The sequence below is a fragment of the Prevotella fusca JCM 17724 genome (genome assembly GCF_001262015.1).
Lineage (GTDB): Bacteria > Bacteroidota > Bacteroidia > Bacteroidales > Bacteroidaceae > Prevotella > Prevotella fusca.
On record NZ_CP012075.1, the window covers coordinates 508,854 to 527,768 of the forward strand.

Genomic DNA, 18,915 nt, shown 5'->3' on the forward strand with positions numbered 1-18,915 from the left:
CCGTTAAATTTTCGCGGTTTGCGAATCTTTCACCCAAAAGCCAACAGAAATTGTGGCAGAAAACAAATATGATAAGTATCTGAAAAAGAGTAGATTAAACAACAATATATAACATAATATAATCGGCTATCTCATTGAATTTCAGTAACTTTATAGATGTAAAAAAAAAATAAAGTTTATGCTGACAACCAATTTGATTAGCCGATATATGAAGCTCTGCAAAGCAGCATTTAGTGCCGAAGATGGAGCAAAGTTAAACAAAAGTATCCAGACAAACGTCATGGAAATGCTTTTTCTTTTGATGGTCATCCCAAGGAGATGCAATTTCACGCAGATGGGACGCTATGGCAATCGTGGCGAGCAATGCTATCGGCAGACGGCAGAGCGTAGCGTGAACTGGCATGAGATGAATATGTGGCTGAGTGCTTTCGCCTTCAAACAAGGCAAGGGTCGCAATGCCATCGTCATAGACCCAATCTTCATCAAGAAGGCTGGGAAGCATACCCCATACGTGGGTACGTTCTGGTCGGGCTGTGCAGGTGCGGTAAAGCACGGTCTTGAGATCCTCGGCATCGGTGTGATAGACGTGGACCTGCATGAGTGCATGATGCTCAAGGCTGCGCAGACCACATTGGAAAAAGGCGGGGAGAAAAAAGAGATGAGCCTGTACGACAGGTATGCCAAGGTGTTGGAGGACGACAAGGTAACCTTACAGCGTATCTGCAAGGTTCTTGTCGCCGACTCAGCCTTCTCCAAGAGACCTTTCATCGACAGGGTAATGAAGATGGGATTCCATGTTGTGAGCCGCCTGCGTCATGACGCAGCCTTGTTCTACACATGGGACGGGGAACCCACGGGAAAGCCCGGCCGTCCCCGTGTCAAAGGTGACAAGATTGACGTGAGGAACATTGATATGTCTAAAGTCGAAATGCTTGAGCTGGAGGAGACCTCCGGCAAGGTCTATGCGCTCAAGGCATGGTGCAAGTCCTTGCACAGGGTCGTTTCGCTTGTCATCCACGAGTTGCCTAATGGCAGTCGGCGCTTGTATTTCTGTACGGATGAGAGCATGGACGGACGCGATGTGGTGGAGTATTACACCACACGTTTCCAAGAGGAGTTCTGCTTTCGCGACGCAAAGCAGTTCCTCGGCCTTACAGATTGTCAGGCACGCGACAAGAGAAAACTTGACTTTGCCTTCAACTCTTCATTCACGGCACTCAATGTGGCCAAAATCATGTGCAAGGAGCTTGGCACGTCCATCGGTCGACTTAAAGCGCAGATGGTCAATGCCTACTATGCGCAACGAATTATTGACGTGTTCGAGAAGAACCCGAACACGACATTAAATAAAGAAAGTATTAATGAGATATTTAGTTTCGATACTGAAGCAGCATAAAATTTAACGGAGTATTGTAGCAGAGAGAGAGGCCTTTATCTCACGCGGAGAGTCTAAACGCATCATTACTGCATAAAGCATGACGACAAGATGATGCCATGCGTCAAACTTCTTTATATAGTGTTCACCTCCCAGGGCTTGGCTCAGAGAGAGGATTTCATCACTATTAAAATAGTTTAACAGTTGAGCATATAGCGGCTGTCCGATAAAAAAATATGATTTCGGTCTAAATGCTTAAATTACAAGGCTCTGCGATAAAACACAGGTCGTATAGGTAACGATTTAGAAATGAGCGAAGTGCACTGATACACAATATTTTGAATAGCCAAAGAACGCTCACTATTTCACTTACAAAGATAACCCTTTTCGAGGAAAAGTGAGCGTTTTTTCATGTTTTTCTTCTTGTCAGTGAAAGAAAAAAGCGATTATAGTCGTTGTGAGCGGTTACGATGAATGAGCTGTTGCCGTACTCGTATCGCCACCTGCTTTTGGTGCATCTTTACTACGGTGCCATCATAGAAGCCATCTTGCGGAGCATCAAACAAATATTGCACAAAAGAGGTAGAAGCTATTAAAAAATCTCTGGATAAAACTTAGCTCCTCTTCATAGACCTTGATTTCTCGTTGTTGTTCTGAGATTGTTTTGTCTTTTCCCTTGATGGTATCCTATAAGAGAATCACCTTCCTACGGATTTCGTTCTTCTCCTTCTCTTTGAGGGGCGTTGTTGTCCTACCTTCTTTCTCTAATTCCGTAATACGCTCAAGTTCAGCGTTTCCAAAGAACGAGTAGAGAGTTCCTTCTACTCGCAGTTTACTTAATGCTTTTATACGTAATTACATTTTCTCTAAATAAATATGCTTCTGACGAACCCAAATCAACCATCCGGTTTAAAATCCAAATATAATCGTCAATTAGTTTTTTGTCGTTTTTGATTTTTGAAATGTGATTGTAGAAAAGTCTTTTAATCATTCTATCTGATGAAACTGATGTCAAAGATAACGAGGTCATAGGATTTGATTTGAAAACATCTGCCAGCCAACTGATACCTTCTGGTAAAAATTCTTTTCCACCAATTGTTGAAAACACATTTATTACTGATGAAGCATTGCTTTTTCCTTTTTCAAGAAATATTTTTTTGTAAAACTCTTTTTTTCCATTCAAAACACTCCAATTATTTTCATTGGGATTACCTTGATAATCCCATAGCAAATATCTAATGTCCAACAGAAGTTTTTGAATTAGCGGGTGTGTTCCATCACTTGGGATTAAATCAAACAGAACTTCCCATAGATTCCAAAAGTTGGTCTGTTGCTGTGAGTATTTTATTTGGTCTATTTTTAAATTTCCATTGTCATATAATTTCAATACAAAATAATCCAAAGTAGTATTCACAAATTGAAACAAATCGTCTCTTCCAAATCTTTGTCTTTGCGTATTTTTTGACAATGAATTGACCAATGTAGTTAAAACAGATTTTGAAAAATCAAAATTTGCGTCCAAAAATAAATTGGCAAGATATTGTTCAATATCTGAAATTGATTCGTGATGAAATTGTCGAGATTCTCTTCCTCTGTTATATGAATAATCTTCTTTTTTAGTTAAGTCGCCAAGAACTATCGGTAATATGTGGTTTATGAAATCTGTAAAATCTTTATCTGCTGTGTCGTATGGCGTAATTACAAAGGCTCTTGCAAGTAAATATCCCTCACACTTTTCTAAACTAATTTCTGAAAGGTCAAACTTTAAATTCTTATTGGATGAAATTTGTTGAACAAATTTTTCTTCCTTGTCCAGCACTTCCTTTAAACTATCTTCATCTTGGTGTCTATGAGATTTAGGATTAGCTTTTTTGTAACAAGCATACTTAATGAGACCAAGCCAAACCCTTTTTGCTTCATTAGGAAATTGTTTGAAAAATACTTCTCTAAAGTATTGTATGATTTTGTCAAATTCGTGTTTAGCAAAGGGGGCAAATAGCATTGAAATTATCATTGCTATTATTCTGTCCCTATCTTCATCACCTTCCACATTTTCCATCAGCAAGTGAAAAGAAGATAAAGCAATATCTTTTTCCAGTATGTTGATGCTCATATTAAGGCTATGTTCTCTGTTAAATTTATATTGTAGAATAGAAACTATTGCATCAGTAATTATTTCTATACACTTTGTTTTTTGCTCTTCATTTATGTTTGTTGAAAAATCTCTCAGTCCTAATACAGCTAACGTAATTGGTCTGTCATAAAGGATATTTAAGGATTTTGATGAAGAATATTGTTCATAGCAAGATAACCAAGATGAAAAATCAATAATTTCTTTCTTTTCGTAAGTTTTTGAAAGTTGTCCTGAAATATTCAAAGACTTTGTATCTGCTTCAAAACTTTCTTTATTGGATTCAATAAACTTTACAACTTCATCATCGTATTCAGGTTGAATAGGAAAACCACCAAGTTTTTCATCATATTCTCCAACTTTTTGGTTTCTGATATCCATTTCAATTAAATTCTTTTTCCATATAACATCTTTACCATCATATTGTGCTTTTAGTTTGTCAATTATTTGGTGAATTTCTTTGTTTAATTTTCTAACATTAAATTGATAGTCTAAAATAAAATCTCGAAGCCCTCTTTGATATTTTTTTCTATGTGGAAGTTGATTTGATTCCAAACGCTCTTTTTGTGCAAATGAAATACGTCCATCCATTGAGGCAAGCACTGAGCTTTCTTGAAGTGCTCGACTTAAATCCCACTCATAAAATTCCTTGACAGACAATAATGACAACATCGCCTCTTCAACTTCTCCGGGATAAGCAATAGCAACGCTCGTTAAAACCGCTATTGGAGCAATATTATTGCTGTTTTTAAGAACATAATCAAATATAAACTTCAAGTTCTCTCTACTAACATCTGTCTTTCTTTTAGCCGTTTCTAATAAAAACTTCTCAAGGCTCATTAGCAATGATTCCAATGCGTAGTTTGTAACGCTTAAACCTCTGTAAGCCGCCCATAATTCCCACGCCGCATATAGTTCTGTTTTTGTTCCGTCATTCTGTTCTATTTCAATTTGAGAAATTTTATGCTTATATTCACAAGTAGCGTTTACATAAAATTCAACCGAATAATTGATAAAATCAATGATGAACTTCAAACCAACGATTGGATGAATCCACAATAAATTGTAAAAAGGCGTTTTGTAAATTCCCGAAGGGAAAAAGGAATGTCTATCTCTTATTCCCCAACATTCTTCATAACTCAAAGAATTCCTTGCCAATATGCCAAATCTATCTTCAGGAAAATCTTCTTTTTGGGGTGGTATATATTTCCAATTTTTCCAAGCTGTTTCAATAATCAATTCAGGCAATTCTTTTATCAAACGCAGGTTTCCTATACCTGAAAGACTACTTTCAATTACATTTTCGTAAAAAGAATTTAATCTCCAAGATTCCCGATTTTCTTTCTTGGTAAATGCTCTTGCAATAAGTTGTTTAATTTCTTCCTTTGAAATTGAAGCCAAGTCAAATAAAATTGAAATCAAGTTTGATGATTTACCTTTGACATTTTCCTCTTGCCAAAATTCTTTTTCTTCTTCAACTTCTTTCAAATAGGTTAGGACAATAGATTTTGCCGCCTCTAATTCTGCGTTTTCAATTTTTTTGTATTGAAAAAGTAATCGGTAATACCAATTAGTGAGAAAATTGAGTATTGTAAGTTTTATTGATTCTAATTGAGTATTGTTCTTTTGAATAAAAAACAATGCTTCTTTCCAACCCGAACCAATCGGCAAAAGCAAATTGCTGTTGTTCGTTTTTTGGTCGCTTTCTTTGCAGCAAGTTTTTATGATATGCAAACATCTATTGAAGAAAACAGAGTTGTCTTCAAGAAGTTCTTTTTCAAAAGAAGTAAAAAATGAATTACTGTTTTCTGACTTAAATACAGCTACCAACAATTCATCTGCCCAATATTTCTCAATAGTTTGGTCAGCAATTGTTACCTTGATCAGTTCATTTATTTTACCATTGTTGTCAATTAAATAGTCTTCCACCCAAAGACGAAATGCTCGTCTAATAGCCGGCTCGTTTCCTAAATTGTTGAAAAAATCTTTTGGATTTGGAAAGTCTTCAAACTTTGAAGAAACATATTTTACTAATGCCCAATCTTCTAATATATCGTGAGTGGGAGAATACTTTCTGTTGTTGTTTTCCTGAAATACAATTTCATCATTTTCTAAACAGGCTATAGCCTCTGCATCAGACTTATCAGGTTTAGTAAAGAGTTTCATTTCCTTTGCTCTCTTTACTGCAATTTCTTTAAAGGCTTCTTCACGTTTAAGTGGAAGTCCATTTTTTGTATTGGTTGAATCTACAACTAATGAATTCCATAACTTGTCTTTAAACTCTGTCTGCGAAACATTAGCATAATCATCGTTTGTTTTACTAATTGCTAAGATTGAGAAGTCCAGATATTTTGGACTTTGCAACAACTTTTTGACTTTGTCGTTTTTTAGAACACTATTTAACTGCGGAAACTTTTCAGCTACAAGTTTTAATTCTTCTTCATTAAGCGTTGGAATGTCAATTATACATATATTGTCTTTATCAATACCAAATTTTAATGTAATTAAATCAATCGCATATTTCCGTGACGAAGCAATTAATTTAATTTCTAGGTGCTCTTTAAGTAACGCTAATAACTGTTTAAAGGCACATTCGGGGTCTGCTTCCAATAGCTTTTCCAAGCTATCAACGAAAATAATTTTTTCAGGAATAAGGGAGATACATGAGAAAATATTTTGTATTGTTTCATTTACCCCTTGACTTGAGAAAACATTGGTGAGCGTAGATTCATTGAATTGGTCTGCTCTGAAAACAAACACACTTGCATTAGGATAATCTTTTTCAAGGATCTCTTTGATTTCAGCTGATTTCCCAACTCCAGGTTTTCCTGTCACAATCGTTAGTTGGGAATTACTTAGACCAACTAAAATTTTTTCTCTTAATTCTGATCGTTGTAAATGAAATTCGTTTTCTCCTTTTCCAATATAAGTTTTTATTGGTCGTAAAATCTCATTGCTGTCTGATTTAAGTTTTTCAACGGCTTTGAAGTATGGAGTTAAATGTGTGTTATCAAAATGCTGAAAGAAATCTTTATCTTTAATACTTTCAAGTGTCACACTTCCACCATTTGGATTAAGCGTAGCAACATAAGCAAAAATACTGTCCCAAATATCTTTTTCGGTTGTTGCCGAATTTTTGTTTTTACTGAGCTTAATCAGATTGAGAAAATATGTTTTATCAATACTCCCTTCGTTTAGGAAATCATATTCCAAAACATCAACACATTTCAAAAACTCCCAAAGTTCTTTATCTGTCAAATATGTATTTTTATTTGCTTCTTTTAGCACCTCACGAAAAACATCTAATCGGTCTTTCTTTCCTTTTATCCTGTTTACTTCGGTAATAAAATCTGCTTCTGTTGCGTGATTTTTTGCCCAATTAAAAAGCGATTTAAGATGATTTCTTTCATCTTTAGTTAAACCATTCTTTATTATAATAAGTTTATCTTTTGATTTGTCAAAAATTGAAGTATTATTATAGTCTTTCCAAAAAGCATTAATTACCTCTTTGAATATTTCATTATCAACAGTAAATGATATATCGTGTTTTACCTGAATCAATATACGATGTTCACCACTTGCTGATTTTGCCGTAACCATAAAATCATCAGTTTCATAGCCTCTGTTAGTTACTTGTAGTGCAACCTCCGATAATTCACCAGAATCAAGACATGGAGCATTACCATGAATGATAAGAGTTGTAAGAAACGCCGTTTGAACGAGTTGTTCAAAGTTTGTCCCACCTCCTCCTTTTTGAAATACGCTTCCCTTTTGTGACATATTAATTTATCCCTTTAGTATCCTCCCCATTTTAGACAACAGGTTGGTGTTTATTTTACTGTTACAAACCTACTTTTTTTCCTTTCCCTTAATTCCGCAGCATAATTTCTTGTGAGAAATCCAAGTGCCTGAGAAACAAAGTCCTCAAAACACTTGGATAAGTCAGAATTTTCACCTATCTTAGTGCAACAAACATAACAAGCAAGCAAAAATCTGACATGACAAAGGTAGCAATTAAAAACGAGAATATCACTTCTTTCGGAGGATTTTATCACATCATGGACGTTTTTTCAAAGTTGGGCTTTGAAAAACTTACCGAATCCGTGTTGGGCAGACGCGGATGCAGCGGCAAGGCATTCAGCCATGGAAGCATTCCAGGCTCTCTCTTCTTCAGCTACCTTTGTGGTGGGGATTGCCTTGAGGACATCAATGCGCTTATTGGGCAGTTCAAGCAGAGACCTGGTACGCTGTTACCCGGTGCCGACACCGTGGGGCGCGGACTGAAGGAGCTTGCCGAAGAGAATATTGTCTATAAGAGCGAAACCTCCGGCAGGTCTTATAGTTTCAACACTGCAGAGAAGCTGAACACCTTACTTTACGGATGATACGGAGAATGGGGCTTATAAAGGGTTCTTCCATTAAAAGCGTGGATGTTTTTCGTATAGCTTTAACGGAAGAAGCTGAAGTTATGCATTAAATAAAAACATAGCCAAGACCGCCTTGTCTACCTACTTTATTATCATCCTCCGATGCAGAAAACCTTTTCATGTAAATACTTTGAAAATGCAGACAAGGGATTGAAAAATCATGACATAATTTCGGATAAAATATCAACAGATAAAGATAAAAATACGTGTAAAAAGCAAGTTTGCAACCAGCAGTAAATCAATCAGTTATAAGGTAGTGCAAAAAAGGTGCTTAATTGGACTTCAAAAGGGCGTCAGTTAGACCTCAAAAGGGCGTCTTTTGCAAGTCAATTGGGCGTCTTTTAGAAGCCAAGAGACCATGTATTGGTCTTGAACTGCATGAAAATAGTTTACAAACATTGATTGATATGGGAATAAGTTGTTTGTAGAAGACGGAAAGACACGGTATCTGTTTGCCTTTTCTGCATTTTTATTTTGTGCTCTATCCCTTTTTGTGAGACCGTCTATTTTTGGATAGTCATACCAGACAGGTGTATAAGCCTTTGTTCTGTTTCCTATCTACGTATTTAACGGGAGAGCCTTATAAAGGCGGGCAGTCATGTTGACCTGGACTTTTACCACCAGTTTGTTCCTGCCCACAAGTTCGATGCAAAGTATTCCTACAGGCAGGACCATGGTTATTTCCAGGGCTGGGCTTCCATCGGGGGCATCATAGTCGGAGGTGAGAACCGTGACGGAAACACCAATGTGAATAACTGAAATATATGCCCTTTTCCCTCATGGCTGAGAACATGGCTTTCATGATGGTTACTGCCATACTGAAGAACTTCTATCTCGTCCGCCATATCAGCGAAAAGGTCAAGCCTTTGAAAAAGACAAGCAGGCTGAAAGCCTTTATCCTGCATTTTGTCAGCGTGCCGGCAAAATGGGTGCAAACAGGAAGGCGGAACGTTCTGAACCTGTATACAAACAAAGCATACTATTCTGAGGTATTCCTTGAACAAGCAGCATTTCTTTGTGGTTCTCATATTCCCCATTGGTTTGGGTGGGGGATTTCATGCATAGGCAAGACCCAGGAAGCCTCGAAAATCCCCATATCAACATATAGAGCCCCAAAAAGACATCTCAACACATAAAATCGCCTCACAAGAAAAAACGATGCGGAATTGAGGTCTTTTATCAAACGCAGGAACTTACGGCTTCCAGCAACATTACAACGCTCACCTACATTGACAAAAGATATTTCAGGAGACAGCCCGGAACTGCTCAAGCCCCGACAGGATCATCTCCTTCGGAGCATCAACAGGCACATGCGTTTTCTTTCCTTCAACTATCCTGGTGTAACCAGCAATGAACTCTTCAGTTGTCCCACAACAGCCGCCTATGATATTTACAAGACCATCATCTACAAAAGCAGCCATCTGTGACACCATTGTGTCAGCTGTCTCGTCATATAACCCCATTGTATTAGGCAATCCGGCATTGGGATGAACACTGATGAAATAAGGTGCTTTAGCCGCCAGCTCTTTAAGATAAGGGCGCATTTGTTCTACACCGAACGAACAGTTCAAGCCAACAGAAAAGATTGGATAAGAAGAAACTGAGGCAAGAAAGGCATCGAGTGTCTGCCCACTGAGTTGTTCTGCCAGAAAGGTCAGTAATCGTCACTGACAGCATGACAGGCAGGTCAACACCAGCTTTCTGCATCTCTGACAATGAAGCATCAATGGCAACCTTTGCATTAAGCGTATCAAAGATTGTTTCAATCAAGACAGCGTCAATCCCACCTTCTATCATTGCAGCGACCTGTTCACTGTAAGCAGCAAACAGGGAATCGTATGTAAGGTCACGCTTGGCAGGGTCGCTGACATCAGGCGACATAGAACACGTCTTGTTCGTAGGACCAATACTACCTGCAACGAAACGAGGCTTATCAGTTGTAGAAAACTCATCAGCACACTCACGGGCAATCCTTGCACCTTCAAAGGCTATATCACGTGAAAAGTTCTCCATGTGATAATCCCCTTGGGAAATACGCTGGGCAGAAAATGTGTTTGTGCTGATAATGTCTGCACCAGCTGCTAAATAGTCGTTCCTTAAAAAGCCCATTTTGTCGAAAAGTCAACCAAAACTGACTTTTCGATGATAGTTTTTGTAAAGCACAAAAGAGCTCTCATAGCTCTTCTGAAGTTATATGCTGCAGCTGCCAGCATTATATTCATAGCATCCCCTTTCACACCTTTATAAAAGTTGCGAGATAATCTGTAATCACTTTTAAGATGTCCTATGGTAGGCTCTATTCCTGCCCGCTTGCAAAACAGTTTGTGTTTCTTTTTCTTTTGATAGTAACTATCTTTGTCTTTAGGGGCTTGTGGTATGAGTATTTTTGTTGTTCCAACCAGATCTGTTCCTCTATATCCTCTGTCTCCTGCCAAGTTATCAATGCGCTTGCCTGTCATTCTTTCGGTTTGTTGTAAGGATGCTTCTATGGTATGCCCATCATATTCATTCCTAAAAGAAACGGCAGCAAGAATAATTCCTGATAGCGAACGGATAAAGGAAGCTTTGTTGCCAAACTCATACTTCTTATGTTCCTTACCCTTACTGATGCATTGTACTTCAGGCTCGTGAAGAGAATATATCTTATTACGACTGTTACGTTTTTGAGAAAGGACCTTATAGAAGAGCTCAAACATCTTTTCATAGCCTTTCCTGTCAGGAAGATTACGGTCAGGTTCTCTGACCAAACGACCGGCTATGGTGCGCAGACTCCGGTCAGCCTTGACAGCCTTCCTGTGACTCCTGGGGTGATTGCGAAAACGTTGGTTGCGAGAGATTGCTTTCAGTGTCCTTTGGTAGCTCTGACGTAAAGGAAGTTTCTTCTCACGAACGATTTTGAGCACTCGATTGATTATCTTTTTATGCAACTTCGCATCCGTTGGGTAAGTGATATTCTTCTCCTGTACCGTAGAATCTATAAAAGCTGTGTTAAAATGATCCTCATTATCATTCTCAGTATTGACACGGATGCTCTCAGCAAGAATGACTTCAATTCCTTCTTCGCCTATACGATTGCGGAAGTGAACCAAATCAGAAGCTTCGCAAGGTTCTTTAGGAAGAAACTCCAGTTGACCACAGAAATACTGATAATAAGCATTTTCACTCCACTGTAAAACAACACTTTCGTCAGAGATATTACGCAAGTGTTTCAAGATTAAAAGTCCGCACATCAAACGAATAGGATGCGCAGGGCGACCATTTGTACTACAATACAAACGAGAGAAGGAGTTTTCAAATCTACGCCAGTTGATTTTATTACCAAGCGTATAAAGGGGGTGATTGTGATTGAGCATATCCTCTAAGGAAGAGAATAATGATAATTGATTAGAGGTCCTTTTTAACATATATTTCTGCAAGTTTTATACTGTAAAGGTACAAAAACTTGCAGAAATATACAAATAAATAGAGAGATAATTAACTGTAAATCAGTATAATATAATGTATTTAAGGAACGACTATGTAGATCAATTAGTTTTAGATATTATTCATAATTATACAGAAATATCTGATATTACACGAGAGATAAAAATGCAACTACTCAGTATTCCGATATTAGATGTAGTTATAAATGGCAAGCGTAGTCCATTAATGATTGCAGTACAACAAACTACAGCCTCACTTGCTAAATGCTTTGCTGGTGAAAGCAAACGCATCAGTTACCCGGAAATGTAAAAGTAGTATGACAGGCTTTGACCGTTTCAGCGAGTACCGAATTATGTGGATTCTTGTATTCTTTGATTTACCAACAGAAACCAAGAAAGAGAAGAAAGCCTATATTGACTTCCGCAAATCTCTTATAAAGGATGGATTCACTATGTTTCAGTTTTCCATCTATGTACGTCATTGTGCAAGTATGGAGAATGCCGAGGTACACATGAAACGAATTCGAGCATTACTGCCAAAGTCAGGGAAAGTAGGAATACTCTGTATAACAGATAAACAATTTGCCAATATTCAACTGTTTTATGGTGAAAAATCCCAAGCTCCCAATGCACCTGGACAGCAATTAGAGTTGTTCTAATCTATACACCTCGAAGTATAAGTATCCAATGCATATATGCCACTACAAAGATAATCCCATTATTTTATAAGCATCCAATATTATCCGTCTTGGCACTTTACACCAAACCAACGATTTTTTTTGTAAGGATACTTCGGATTTCAAACAAAAAAAAGACTCATTCATATTCAATAGGAAAAAGAAAGAACAGCACGCTATCCATCTGTCTTTTCACTTTAAAACTGAAACAATCCGTAGGAATACGCAACTATGCATATCTACGGATTGTCATTTAAAGAACCTTGGCTGACTGATTCTGCATCTCCTCAGCATAACTAAATACCTGTTTCTACATTTAAACACATTCTATAAAATCTTTGGCAATAAATTCTTTTTATGAATGCAGTCAGCTCTTTGTTCTTTTATTTTTACAAACACTACTCATCTGTAGTATCTAAGACAGCGTGAAACATTCCTGCATCTTTAAAAACGATAACCAAATCCAAGATTAAGATAGATGGGGTAAAGCCCAAAACTGATAGTCTTGAACCCACTTTCAAAGATGTCATTGAATGCCCACGTGAGGTCTGCATTTACTGTAAAATGGTTGAAAGCACGCCATGTTGTTCCCAATTGCCCACCCCATTGGAAGTGACGAAGGTTGGAAGAGAAGTCGTAAGAAGCAGTACTACCATCAGTGAAAGAAAGTTTTTCACCTACTGGCGTTCCTTCCCTCAGATAACCGTCACTCACATGACCAGAGAACTCACCGTCCAGCTTGATGGATGAATACAGACCTGCACGCATCTTCCATCGCTCATTGATGCGATAATTCGCCACAAGAGGGATAGTTAAAAGCGTTGTGTTGTAGTTTGTCTTCACATAACCCGTCCAGTAACCAGCCACACGACTACCGTCATTGATAATCTCCATGCTGTAGTTCTTTACCGTCGCTCCTGTTATCATGCCTTTCTCTTCAAACTTCAGTCCAGCAGAAATACCCCACTTCCGGTCATTGCCAAGCCATTTGGTCACCGTTCCTTCCAATGTCCCATTTAACTTCGGGCTGTAACTGTTTATCTTTCTGATTTCTACAGGAAGAGGAAGAGGTGAAACACCACCAAAGTTTATACCAGCTTTTACCTCATATTCCCATCCATTATACTCTGAAACAGTTAGAAGCTGTGTGCGATCCGTCTGTGCCAGAGCTGTAATTGTGTAGCTTAAAGCTGCAATTGCGATTGTTATAATTCGTTGTTTCATTTGTCTTATTTATCATTAATGTCACATTGTTATTTCCGTCCCCCATCTATTCTGAGAACAGCTGCAGCTCGTCAACATATAGCGTACTGCCAATGGCACCATTGAATGTTGCTCCATCTTTACTTGATGACATGATAATCGCAAGACTATACTTACCATTCTTCAGTTTCTCAGTATCAACAGTACGCCCATTCACCGGCTCGAATGGTATGGCGAAACGGACCCAGTCATCAGTCTCCTTCCAGTCTTTGAGCTGTGCAAGGAGGACGATACGGTCACTTGTAAGTGAGTTGGTTCCATCAAGATAATCAACTCCATCACCTGTTTCAAACAATACGGCATAGATTGCCAGACTGTCTTTTCTATCTTTAATTTCCTTTTTATTCTTGTCTTGGAACTTCGCACCGGCCTTATACTTATAGTATCCGATAAGCTGCTTGGGTACTTTATGGAAAGGAAGACCGAAGTGGGTTGACTTTGCGGCATTCTTCAAATCAATCTGAAATGTACCAATAAAGAGATTACCAGCTGCAATGGGAGCACCGAACATGGCACCAAGAAAGCCTGTGCTCACTGTTGTCAGCTTTACGCATTTCCCTTTGTATCCATCTTCCGCCTGGCTTGTAGGAAAGTCAGAAGCATTACTGCTGCCCAAGGTAAAAGCTACACCAGCATTCCCGCTACCCCACTCTATGGTGTTACCATCATAAGTCTTGTCAATGAAAGTATGGTATTTGTTTCCTGCACCTTCCTTGAGCGTCTCAAAGTGATAGTCCGTTGCAACGTCATTGGTTACAAACGCAACCTTGTAGGTCTTCTTCCACTGTCCGTCCTGTGACGTTACCGTATAGTTCTTTGGCTGTGTAAAATCTAATTCTGTACCACTTTCCGGTTCTATCTTAGCACCTTCGGTGATATTGAATTTCGGTGATAGATGGCTCAGGTCTTCCCATCCATTCACGTAGAAAAGTACTTCATTATTCGTTATAACCGGCTTTCGTATAAGCGTTGTTCCATCAACTGTCACTCCAGTGATATCAGCTTCAGAATTTAAAGCCTCTTCCTTGATGCAGGAAGAAAGTAATACTCCTGCCACCATGACAAGAGACATTGATCTAATTAACTTCATTAGATTATCTTATTAAATATTTTAAAACACTAATTTCCTGTGCAAAGGTAAATAAAAAAACTTACGTAGCAAAGAATCACGGGTATATAGCCGTTACTGTAAAACCTGTTACAATTGGATTTAAATACAGGCTTGAAAGCTATATCTCAATATATATGGGTCTTCCGTTAAATGCGTAGATTGGAAACAGAATAAAGGATTATACACCTGCATGGTATGACTATCCAAAATCAGATGGTCTCATGGATAAAGTACAAGATAAAAATGCTGAAAACAAATACCATGTCTTTCCATCTTCAACAAACAACTTATTCCCATATCAACCAATGTTTGTAAACTATTTTCATGCAACTCAAAGCTAACACATGGTCTTTTGGCTTTGAAAAGACGCCCAATTGGCTTGCAATAGATGCCCTTTTGAAGCCTTACTGACGCCCTTTTGAAGTCCAATTAAGCACCTTTTCTTGCACGACTTTATAAATGATTGATTTACTGTTGGTTGCAAACTTGCTTTTTACACGTGTTTTTGCCTTTATCTGTAGGTGTTTTACCCGAAATTATGTCATGATTATTCAATCTGTCGTCTGCATTTTCAAAATATTAAAATGAAAAGGTTTTCTGCGTCGGAGGATGATAATAAAGTAGATAGCCAAGACGGTCTTGGCTGTCTTTTTGTTAAATGCATAACTTCAGGTCTTCCGTTAAAGCCATACGAAAAGCATCCTCGCTTTTAACGGATAAACCATATATATCGGCATAACAGCTGTATCTATCAATTAAAAAATGTAACTTTGCATCCATAATGTATCACCTTGATAAAACAGAAAACAAGTATGAAAAAAGTATTGGTAACAGGTGCAAACAAAGGAATCGGCTACGGCATCTGTAAGTTTTTAGGTAAAAACGGCTGGCAGGTAATCGTCGGTGCGCGCAACAGCAAACGTGCAGAAGATGCAATGAAGACTCTGAAAGCTGAGGGAGCAGACGTGATTGGCTGGCAATATGTGAACCTTTCGGATAATACTTCCTTAGAACAAACGGCTAAGGAGATAAAGGAAAAATATTATGACTTGGAACTTCTGGTAAACAATGCGGGCATTCCCGGTGACATGGAAATGGCAAGTTATGATTCGGAAATGCAGGATGTAGCAGAGACCATACAGGTAAACTATGTCGGTACATTCTGCCTGACAAAGGCACTTACCCCCTTGTTGTCGGCCAATAAAGGGCGGATAGTGAATATTACGGTTCCTTCCGAGGTTAGTCCTTATTGGCATCCGATGTCCTATGTAGCCAGTAAAGCAGCACAGAATGCAATGACAAGCATCATGGCAATGGAGTTTGAGAAAAACAATATACCTGTTGAAATCTTCAATATACATCCAGGTGCAACGACAACTGACCTGAACAATCATTACACCGGACCAGGCTCTCATTCCATAGATGTGGTCAGTGAGAAGATTGCTGCAGTCATTAATGACGGCAAGAAACACCAAGGCGAGTTCATTGAACTATATCCTATTGTAGATGAAGGACGCTAATCCAGTATAAAGAAACTACACTTTCACGGAATTCTTTTCATGAAAAGAAATATTTATCTTCACGAAAAAAAATATTTTTCTTCATGAAAAGAAATATTTATCGTCATGAAGATAATTCGCTGTAACCGCTTTCCATAATACTTCCAGCTTGCCCCGGATAAGCATTAAAAGCTACCTATAGCCTGCCAAAGAGTGTCATTTGGCAAGGGTGACTCTATACATATTGTCTCCTTTGAAACGGGATGGATGAACTCGACACGGTGACTCAACAGACAGATACTACCATCAGGATTAGAACGTGGGGCACCATATTTCAAGTCACCTTTTATAGGACAATCCATATTAGACAGTTGACAGCGGATCTGATGATGGCGACCTGTCATGAGGTTAATCTCAAGTAACGTGTAACGGTCAGACTGATTGATTACCTTATAATGCAGGATAGACTTCTTGGAAGTCGGCACTTGATGATTATAAGCGTAACTCTTATTCTGCCGCTCGTTACGCACAAGCCAGTCGGTCAGTGTTGCCTCCGGCTCGAAAGGCGGACGTGTAACTATTGCCCAATAGGTTTTATGCACCTCACCATTGCGGAACATATTGTTTAACCTTATGAGTGCTTTTGAAGTCTTGGCAAAGATAACCAATCCTGCTACGGGACGATCCAGCCTATGAACAACACCCAGAAACACGTTGCCGGGTTTCTGGTATTTCTCTTTTATCCATCGTTTGACAATCTCAGACAATGGTTCGTCGCCCGACTTGTCACCTTGGACAATCTCGCCTGCTTCCTTGTAGACGATTATAATGTGGTTATCTTCGTAAAGTACTTCCATAGCAAGAAATGTCTTTCCAAAGGATGTGTTAAAATGATAATCGATTTCAAAAAGAGATACACAGCTCCTGTGTCTGTTATCACGCTACAATAGCAGATACAAGAGCCGTATGTCCGTTTTTATATGTTATGCTGTTTGGGCGAGATATACCTTTCAAAGATATAGGCATCAGCATTATAGAGCAAACTGTATCTACATCCCTACAGCTTATATCCTCCTCACCATTCCAATGTCTGATGACCATTGGGCTGGGAGGAAAAGGATTTACATATTCATGCCACCATCAACCTGGATAACCTGACCAGTAACATAGCTTGACAGATCAGAACCAAGGTAAACAGCAGTGTTGGCAATATCTTCAACAGTACCGCCACGACGGAGAGGAATCTTTGAGATCCATTCCTTGCGGATATCCTGTGGCAAAGCCTGTGTCATAGCAGTATCAATGAAACCAGGAGCAATAGCATTAGCACGGATTCCCTTAGGTCCCATCTCCTGACCAACACTCTTTGCCAAAGCAATAAGACCAGCTTTTGAAGCTGCATAGTTAGCCTGACCAGCATTGCCATGAACACCAACAACACTTGCCATGTTGATAATGCTACCGCTACGCTGACGCATCATTACAGGTATGGAAGCGTGAATGAAGTTGAAAGCACTCTTGAGGTTTACTGCAATGACTGCGTCCCACTGCTGCTCTGTCATACGAAGCATAAGACCGTCTTTTGTAATACCAGCGTTGTTTACAAGAATATCGATAGAGCCGAACTCCTCCTTAACCTGCTTTACAACCTCTTCTGTCTGTGCAAAGTCGGCAGCATTACTTGCATAAGCCTTTGCCTTTACACCCTTGGCAGCAATCTCTGCTTCGGTAGCCTTACCGTTCTCATCAATAACGAGGTCAGTAAATGCAACATTTGCACCTTCCTCTGCGAACTTCAATGCGATTGCCTTACCAATACCGCGCGCAGCACCTGTAATAAGGGCTGTCTTACCTTCCAATAATTTCATGTTGTTTTTATTTATATTGTTAGTTTATAAGTTTTAAGTTTACAAACAGACGGGTTGACAAGATACCTGACAAATCAACATGTCATCTGAATATCCTCTCCTATCTCTTTGAAAAAAGATTTATTTCAACCCACTTTTTCCTAATGCACCATATACAACCTTTGCTACAAGTGGACGTGAAGATTCTTCTGTCAATCCATGTCCCAAACGACCATAGATGAACGGAACCTCAAGCCCCTTGATACAATAATGGGTAATGTCAGCAACCAATTCTACGTTATCAATATCAAACTCTCCATCTTCCTTGGCATCAGAATAAACCTTGCGGAAGAGTTCTATCTCATCCTCATCAAAGTTCTTGCGAACTTTCTCCACCATCCAAATATTGCGGAAGAACTCTGCACGTAGGTTACCATTACGCATAACAGTCTCCTTTATCATACTAAGATGTGTATAAATAAGTTCGATGATCTTATCCTGAGGGCTGATTTTCTTTGCTGCAACTTCATCCAACTTGTCCGACAAACGCTCCAACTCCGATTCAATCACGGCATAATACACATCATCCTTACTCTTGAAATAAGTATAAAGTGTGCGCCTGCCCTTTCCTGAAGCCTTCGCAATATCGTTCATCGTCGTGTTGGCAATGCCGTTCTTTGCAAAGAGCTGGCGCGCTACATCAACAAGTTTTTGTCTGGTCTTCGATATTGACATACCTCTTTTATTTATCTGTTTTACGATTTGCACATTACAAATCCTATGTGCAAAAGTATAGATTATATCCGATATTCGCAAATTTAAACGAACAAAAGTTTATCTTTTTTAATCTTTTTATCCAATCAGTTGTTCGTTTTTACGGTTGAAAACATCTGTACATTCTACAGTATCATTTTAGAAACAAAAGCGTCAAGAACTTATATTCAGACGAAATCGCCCAATACGATACACTTCTTCTTACAGTATGAAGATAAAACAGTTTTTGGTTAAGTAATAGAACATTCTGCCACTAATCATCTTAATTGTTTTGAAAAATGCAAAGCTATATGCAGCTTTAAGCTGACGATAGAAAGAAACATATAATAAGTGAAAGAAAAAGATGAACGGAAAGGTTGTCTGACATAAGGCAACATCATAAAGAACAA

General features: G+C 38.6%; 11 protein-coding genes and 5 pseudogenes. 7 read left to right on the forward strand and 9 right to left on the reverse strand.

Translation table 11 applies throughout. The features are described from left to right. Positions 1 to 178: 178 nt before the first annotated feature. Positions 179 to 1,396, forward strand: coding sequence for a transposase (locus ADJ77_RS09400; protein WP_050696330.1), 1,218 nt, complete (start codon positions 179 to 181; stop codon positions 1,394 to 1,396). 3 nt (positions 1,397 to 1,399) lie between these two features. On the opposite strand, the gene ADJ77_RS13450 is transcribed toward ADJ77_RS09400, so the two are convergent. Continuing rightward, positions 1,400 to 1,603 carry a DUF4372 domain-containing protein gene (locus ADJ77_RS13450; protein WP_081784465.1) on the reverse strand — a complete coding sequence of 68 codons (204 nt, stop codon included), beginning with the start codon at positions 1,601 to 1,603 and terminating at the stop codon, positions 1,400 to 1,402. 604 nt (positions 1,604 to 2,207) lie between these two features. Then, a complete protein-coding gene (locus ADJ77_RS09405; RefSeq protein ID WP_050696331.1) occupies positions 2,208 to 7,286 on the reverse strand; it encodes a hypothetical protein in 5,079 nt (1,692 codons plus the stop codon). Positions 7,287 to 7,504: 218 nt separating this feature from the next. Here ADJ77_RS09405 and ADJ77_RS09410 point away from each other — a divergent pair. From ADJ77_RS09410 to ADJ77_RS14600, 3 pseudogenes are all read left to right on the forward strand, one after another. Then, a pseudogene (locus ADJ77_RS09410) lies at positions 7,505 to 7,924 on the forward strand (IS1380 family transposase); the annotation flags it as partial. Between the two features lie 612 nt (positions 7,925 to 8,536). Then, positions 8,537 to 8,683 (forward strand): annotated as a pseudogene (locus tag ADJ77_RS14495) (IS1380 family transposase); the annotation flags it as partial. Positions 8,684 to 8,694: 11 nt separating this feature from the next. Then, positions 8,695 to 8,934, forward strand: a pseudogene (locus tag ADJ77_RS14600) (IS1380 family transposase); the annotation flags it as partial. A 77-nt stretch (positions 8,935 to 9,011) separates the two neighbouring features. Here the strand turns inward: ADJ77_RS14600 and ADJ77_RS13465 are convergent. Beyond that, positions 9,012 to 10,021 (reverse strand): annotated as a pseudogene (locus ADJ77_RS13465) (homocysteine S-methyltransferase family protein); the annotation flags it as partial. A gap of 8 nt (positions 10,022 to 10,029) precedes the next feature. Then, on the reverse strand, positions 10,030 to 11,337 hold the full coding sequence (locus ADJ77_RS09430; RefSeq protein WP_050696302.1) for an IS5 family transposase: 1,308 nt from the start codon (positions 11,335 to 11,337) through the stop codon (positions 10,030 to 10,032). Between the two features lie 79 nt (positions 11,338 to 11,416). On the opposite strand from ADJ77_RS09430, the pseudogene ADJ77_RS13470 reads away from it, so the two are divergent. Further along, positions 11,417 to 11,665: pseudogene (locus ADJ77_RS13470) on the forward strand (type II CRISPR-associated endonuclease Cas1); the annotation flags it as partial. Positions 11,666 to 11,672: 7 nt separating this feature from the next. Next, on the forward strand, positions 11,673 to 12,014 hold the full coding sequence (gene cas2 / locus ADJ77_RS09435; RefSeq protein ID WP_025079161.1) for a CRISPR-associated endonuclease Cas2: 342 nt from the start codon (positions 11,673 to 11,675) through the stop codon (positions 12,012 to 12,014). Between the two features lie 462 nt (positions 12,015 to 12,476). On the opposite strand, the gene ADJ77_RS09440 is transcribed toward cas2, so the two are convergent. Both ADJ77_RS09440 and ADJ77_RS09445 read right to left on the reverse strand, forming a co-directional pair. Next, positions 12,477 to 13,256: a porin family protein gene (locus ADJ77_RS09440; protein WP_025079162.1), complete on the reverse strand. Its 780-nt coding sequence runs from the start codon at positions 13,254 to 13,256 to the stop codon at positions 12,477 to 12,479. A gap of 46 nt (positions 13,257 to 13,302) precedes the next feature. Continuing rightward, positions 13,303 to 14,385 carry a PCMD domain-containing protein gene (locus ADJ77_RS09445; RefSeq protein WP_025079163.1) on the reverse strand — a complete coding sequence of 361 codons (1,083 nt, stop codon included), beginning with the start codon at positions 14,383 to 14,385 and terminating at the stop codon, positions 13,303 to 13,305. An 833-nt stretch (positions 14,386 to 15,218) separates the two neighbouring features. Between ADJ77_RS09445 and ADJ77_RS09450 the strand changes: the two genes are divergently transcribed. Beyond that, a complete protein-coding gene (locus ADJ77_RS09450; protein ID WP_050696524.1) occupies positions 15,219 to 15,926 on the forward strand; it encodes an SDR family NAD(P)-dependent oxidoreductase in 708 nt (235 codons plus the stop codon). Positions 15,927 to 16,090: 164 nt separating this feature from the next. On the opposite strand, the gene ADJ77_RS09455 is transcribed toward ADJ77_RS09450, so the two are convergent. The 3 genes from ADJ77_RS09455 to ADJ77_RS09465 form a co-directional block, all read right to left on the reverse strand. Further along, the gene (locus tag ADJ77_RS09455; protein WP_025079164.1) at positions 16,091 to 16,762 is read right to left on the reverse strand and encodes an RluA family pseudouridine synthase; all 672 of its coding nucleotides are present in this window, start codon (positions 16,760 to 16,762) and stop codon (positions 16,091 to 16,093) included. Between the two features lie 264 nt (positions 16,763 to 17,026). Then, positions 17,027 to 17,773 (reverse strand): 3-oxoacyl-[acyl-carrier-protein] reductase, encoded by a 747-nt coding sequence (fabG, locus tag ADJ77_RS09460; RefSeq protein WP_025079165.1) that lies wholly within the window; start codon positions 17,771 to 17,773, stop codon positions 17,027 to 17,029. A 120-nt stretch (positions 17,774 to 17,893) separates the two neighbouring features. After that, positions 17,894 to 18,487, reverse strand: a complete 594-nt coding sequence (locus ADJ77_RS09465; protein WP_025079166.1) for a TetR/AcrR family transcriptional regulator — start codon at positions 18,485 to 18,487, stop codon at positions 17,894 to 17,896. Positions 18,488 to 18,915 lie beyond the last annotated feature (428 nt).

What these genes read in the sequence shown, in the direction of transcription:
- ADJ77_RS09465 (WP_025079166.1), bottom strand. Translation starts at nt 18,487, where the DNA reads ATGTCAATATCGAAGACCAGACAAAAACTTGTTGATGTAGCGCGCCAG.
- fabG (WP_025079165.1), bottom strand. Translation starts at nt 17,773, where the DNA reads ATGAAATTATTGGAAGGTAAGACAGCCCTTATTACAGGTGCTGCGCGC.
- ADJ77_RS09455 (WP_025079164.1), bottom strand. Translation starts at nt 16,762, where the DNA reads ATGGAAGTACTTTACGAAGATAACCACATTATAATCGTCTACAAGGAA.
- ADJ77_RS09430 (WP_050696302.1), bottom strand. Translation starts at nt 11,337, where the DNA reads ATGTTAAAAAGGACCTCTAATCAATTATCATTATTCTCTTCCTTAGAG.
- ADJ77_RS09405 (WP_050696331.1), bottom strand. Translation starts at nt 7,286, where the DNA reads ATGTCACAAAAGGGAAGCGTATTTCAAAAAGGAGGAGGTGGGACAAAC.
- ADJ77_RS09445 (WP_025079163.1), bottom strand. Translation starts at nt 14,385, where the DNA reads ATGAAGTTAATTAGATCAATGTCTCTTGTCATGGTGGCAGGAGTATTA.
- cas2 (WP_025079161.1), top strand. Translation starts at nt 11,673, where the DNA reads ATGACAGGCTTTGACCGTTTCAGCGAGTACCGAATTATGTGGATTCTT.
- ADJ77_RS09400 (WP_050696330.1), top strand. Translation starts at nt 179, where the DNA reads ATGCTGACAACCAATTTGATTAGCCGATATATGAAGCTCTGCAAAGCA.
- ADJ77_RS09440 (WP_025079162.1), bottom strand. Translation starts at nt 13,256, where the DNA reads ATGAAACAACGAATTATAACAATCGCAATTGCAGCTTTAAGCTACACA.
- ADJ77_RS09450 (WP_050696524.1), top strand. Translation starts at nt 15,219, where the DNA reads ATGAAAAAAGTATTGGTAACAGGTGCAAACAAAGGAATCGGCTACGGC.